Source organism: Planktothrix sp. FACHB-1355 (assembly GCF_014748295.1).
Lineage (GTDB): Bacteria > Cyanobacteriota > Cyanobacteriia > Cyanobacteriales > Aerosakkonemataceae > Aerosakkonema > Aerosakkonema funiforme_A.
In genome coordinates this window covers 1-4095 of sequence record NZ_JACJUP010000614.1, presented here as the reverse complement: position 1 = coordinate 4095, position 4095 = coordinate 1, and the positions used below count along the sequence as shown (strand labels likewise).

Here is a 4095-nt window from a genome sequence, read left to right as displayed (position 1 = left end):
GCGTACTGACTGCACTAAGCCTTTGCCGAAGGTTTTTGTGCCGACGAGGACGGCGCGTTGGTTATCTTGCAGCGCCCCAGAGAGAATTTCGCTGGCACTTGCCGATCCGCCATCCACCAGCACAACTAAGGGTTTATTGGTAAGTTGGCGGTTGTTTGCTTTTTGGCGATCGCTTACTCCCTGACGGTCTACTGTGGAGACAATGCCACCATCTTTCAACCACATTCTGGCAATATCGATGCTGGCGTAGAGGAGTCCGCCTGGGTTAGAACGCAGATCCAAAACGTAGCCAGAAACTCCTTGCTTTTCTAGTGCTTGAATTGCCGCACGCATTTCTCCTGCTGCATTGGCGCTGAACTGATTCAGGCGGATGTAGCCAACGCCGCCGGGGATATCTTGAGTGCGACTGTAGCGGACGGGATGGATTTCGATGCGATCGCGTTTCAGCTTAAATATCTTTTGCTGATTGTTTCGCATCACAGTCAGCGTCACTTCTGTACCCACTGGGCCTCGGATCAAGCTGACTGCATCGTTGACATCCATACCATCGGTACTCTTGCCATCTATCTTGAGGATGATATCTTTGGCAAGCACCCCAGCTTTAGCCGCTGGCGTACCTTCAATCGGCGCGATTACAACCAGTTTTTTGCTGTCTTCATCTTGGGAAAGTTGAATACCAACACCAGTCAGTTCCCCAGAGGTATCAATTTGCATACTCTTGAATTCTTCGGGGTCCATAAACCGGGTGTAAGGGTCATCCAGTTTTTTCAACATTTCCCGGATTGCCTTGTAAGCTTCCTCCTTGCTGGTGTAGTTCCGGCTCAGATATTCGTTGCGAACTTTCTGCCAATCAACTTGGTTGAAGGTACCGTCTACGTAGTTGCGATCGACTATCTGCCAGACCTCATCAACCAATTCTTTTGGACTATCGCGAAAGAAAGCTTGACTTGAAAGGTGAATACCAGCGCCGGTTACTGCCACAGTCGTCAATACTGCGGCTGTTGCACCTAAAACGAGTCCACGTTTTGCTATAACCATCTTTATCTCTGAGCCGGAAGGGAAAAACTGCAATGGGAGTAAGCCCAATTTAACACAGGCTTTTTGTGGAAATGTTCAGTGAATACCACTATTGTGCTTAGCCAAATTCAACACCGGATAGGGTTTTTAAGGATCTACCCACCGACCGTCTGCTTTGATTAAGTTGATTAACTCCTCAACACCTTGAGACTCTGGGACTTTTTTTATTTCTTCTCTGCCGCGATACAGGGAAATATAACCGGGCTGTTTGCCAACATAACCGTAGTCGGCATCTGCCATTTCTCCAGGGCCGTTGACAATGCAGCCCATTACTGCTATGTCTAACCCCGTGAGATGTTTGGTGGCTTCCCGTACTTTGTGCAGGACTTCTTCTAGGTTAAACAAGGTGCGACCGCAGGAAGGACAGGCGACATACTCCACCATTGTTTTCCGCAATCCCAGAGCTTGCAGAATACTATAGCAGACGGGAATCTCTTTTTCCGGAGCTTCGGTAAGAGAAACCCGGATAGTATCCCCAATGCCATCAGCTAAAAGTGTAGCAATCCCGGCAGTAGACTTGATGCGACCGTATTCCCCATCTCCCGCTTCCGTGACGCCCAAATGCAGGGGGTAGTCCATACCCAGTTCATCCATGCGGTGTGCCAATAAGCGATAAGCTGCTAACATCACCGGCACTCGCGAAGCTTTCAGGGAAACAACCAAGTTGCGGAAGTCGAGAGATTCGCAAATGCGAATGAATTCTAAAGCAGACTCTACCATACCTTCGGGAGTATCGCCATAGGTAAACACCATTCTTTCGGCGAGGGAACCGTGATTGACGCCGATACGCATAGCTTTACCTTGGTCGCGCAGGGAAACTACCAGCGGTTCTAGAGTTTCGCGAATCTTTTCGCCAATTTCGTCAAATTCGGCTTTGGTGTATTCGGTGCGATCGGATTTTGGCTTTTCAAATACGTACAATCCCGGATTGATCCGCACTTTGTCAACGTGCTGGGCAACTTCCAAGGCAATTTTCATACCATTGTGATGCACGTCGGCGACTAGCGGCACATCTTGGTAAGTTTTGAGAAGTTTTTGTTTGATTTCCGCTAATGCTTTGGCGTGTGCGAGACTGGGAACTGTAACGCGGACAATTTCGCAACCAATCTCGTGCAAGCGACGAATCGCAGCAACAGACCCTTCCACGTCGAGGGTATCTTCGTTGATCATCGATTGTACGACAACTGGATAGCCACCGCCGATCGTCACATTTCCCACCTTAACGGGACGGGTTTTGCGCCGCTTGATGGTGGTATCGAAAGTGGGTTGACTGGTGGCGGTTGGATTGGGCAGAGTTTGCATAACCTGTTCTTTACTTTGGCGGTTCCTCTCTGTTTTTCAGGTTGCCATAGAAGGGGACAGTTTTGGCTGTTGGAGTAGCCAGATTTATGTTTGTCTGGTTGATTTGTGCCTAGAAAGCTGGTTTATTAGAGATAATTGCTTTAAAGTCAGATGTGCTAAGCAAACAAGTTGCAAGGATTTGTAATGAAAAAATTCACGAAATTAGCTCAACTGGAATTGTGGTTTAAAAAAATGCGATCGCATTTCATAAAGCCTCACCCTCACCCCCTCAGTATCTATTATACTCAGGCGATAGCTTGAGCGGACAGTACATAAGCTAAATTTGTAATTCCAAGTCTCGAAAAGCGAACTTTATTGAATATATCTTGACAGTAAATTGAATATGGAATATAGAAAAAATATGTGTTTATAGAGCAAATGCAGATCGTAACAGAGGTTAGCTCTGTTAGTCTGGTTGCGAACTACCATCAATGGGGAAGGCCAGGGTAATAATGCTATAATTGACGACTATAAAGGAGTAGAAATAAATGCAAGCCTCAGAAACAAAGCTACAAAAAATAATTGAAGGAACACAGCAATATGTAGTACCTCTATTCCAAAGACAATATAGCTGGAAAAAACCAGAGTGGCAAGCATTGTGGAACGATATTGTAGAACTCTGTAAGGCAGATAATCCTCGTCCTCACTTTATGGGTTCTATTGTCACCATGCCTACCACATCTGTTCCTGAAGGTGTCAACAAGTATTTATTGATTGATGGACAACAGCGATTGACTACTATTTTTATATTGCTTTCTGCTTTGAGAGATACGGCAAAACAGTCAGAGGAAAAATTAGCAGCAGAAATCAATGATAGGTTTCTCGTCAATTCTTATGAAGATAGACCGGATTATTATAAATTACAGCCTACACAAGTAGATCGTGTAGCATTCCACCAGATAATAGATTCAGTATCTCAAGTTAATGAAAGTGGGATTTTAGAATGCTATAGATTTTTTGAAAAACAGCTTCGGCTAAACAAAGAAAGATTAGAACTTCAAAAAATCAAGAAAGTTATTTGTAGCAATCTTTCTCTTGTAAGTGTCGTTCTCAGTGCGGATGACGATCCTTATTTAGTTTTTGAAAGTCTGAATGCCAAGGGAAGACCTCTTACTCAAGCGGATTTGATTCGCAATTATTTTTTCATGCGAATCCATACAGAAGAACAAGAGTCTGTATATACTCAATATTGGCAACCTATGCAAAAATTGCTAGGTGAAGACTTGACAGAGTTTATTCGTCACTATCTGACTAAAAGTGGTGTGGAAATTAAGCAGAATGAAATTTATTTTGAAATCAAAGATAGAATTAGTAATAACGATGCGCTTTCCTATTTAAAGGATTTGTGTGTATTCTCCCAATATTATGCAATACTTTTGAATCCAGAGCGAGAGCCTAATGAAATTGTGCGGAAACATCTTCACCGCTTAAATCGCTTAGATATTGCAACTGTCTATCCATTCCTTTTAAATTGCTATGATGATTGGATGAAGAATAAAATTACTAAGGAAGAATTTGTTTTTGTTCTTCAAGTTATTGAAAATTTTATCCTTCGTCGCTTTGTTTGCAATATTCAAACCAGAGGGCTAAACAGGATTTTTGCTTTACTATACTCACAAGTGAGTAAAAGTACCAATCTTGTATCTGATAATTTTGTCGATAGATTAAAATTGACTC

At 43.5% G+C, this 4095-nt stretch carries 3 protein-coding genes; 1 reads left to right on the top strand and 2 read right to left on the bottom strand.

Features of this window, described 5'->3' with window-relative positions:
- Together H6S82_RS21650 and ispG are read right to left on the bottom strand one after the other, a co-directional pair.
- Nucleotides 1-1038 (bottom strand): S41 family peptidase (locus tag H6S82_RS21650; protein ID WP_191056684.1); only part of this gene is annotated, 1038 nt, incomplete at its 3' end.
- A 126-nt stretch (nucleotides 1039-1164) separates the two neighbouring features.
- The gene (ispG, locus tag H6S82_RS21645; RefSeq protein ID WP_190461809.1) at nucleotides 1165-2379 is read right to left on the bottom strand and encodes a (E)-4-hydroxy-3-methylbut-2-enyl-diphosphate synthase; all 1215 of its coding nucleotides are present in this window, start codon (nucleotides 2377-2379) and stop codon (nucleotides 1165-1167) included.
- 527 nt (nucleotides 2380-2906) lie between these two features.
- Here ispG and H6S82_RS21640 point away from each other — a divergent pair.
- Nucleotides 2907-4095 (top strand): DUF262 domain-containing protein (locus H6S82_RS21640; protein WP_191056683.1); only part of this gene is annotated, 1189 nt, incomplete at its 3' end.

Excerpts from the sequence above, each read along its gene's own strand:
- ispG (WP_190461809.1), bottom strand. The coding sequence starts at position 2,379 with ATGCAAACTCTGCCCAATCCAACCGCCACCAGTCAACCCACTTTCGAT.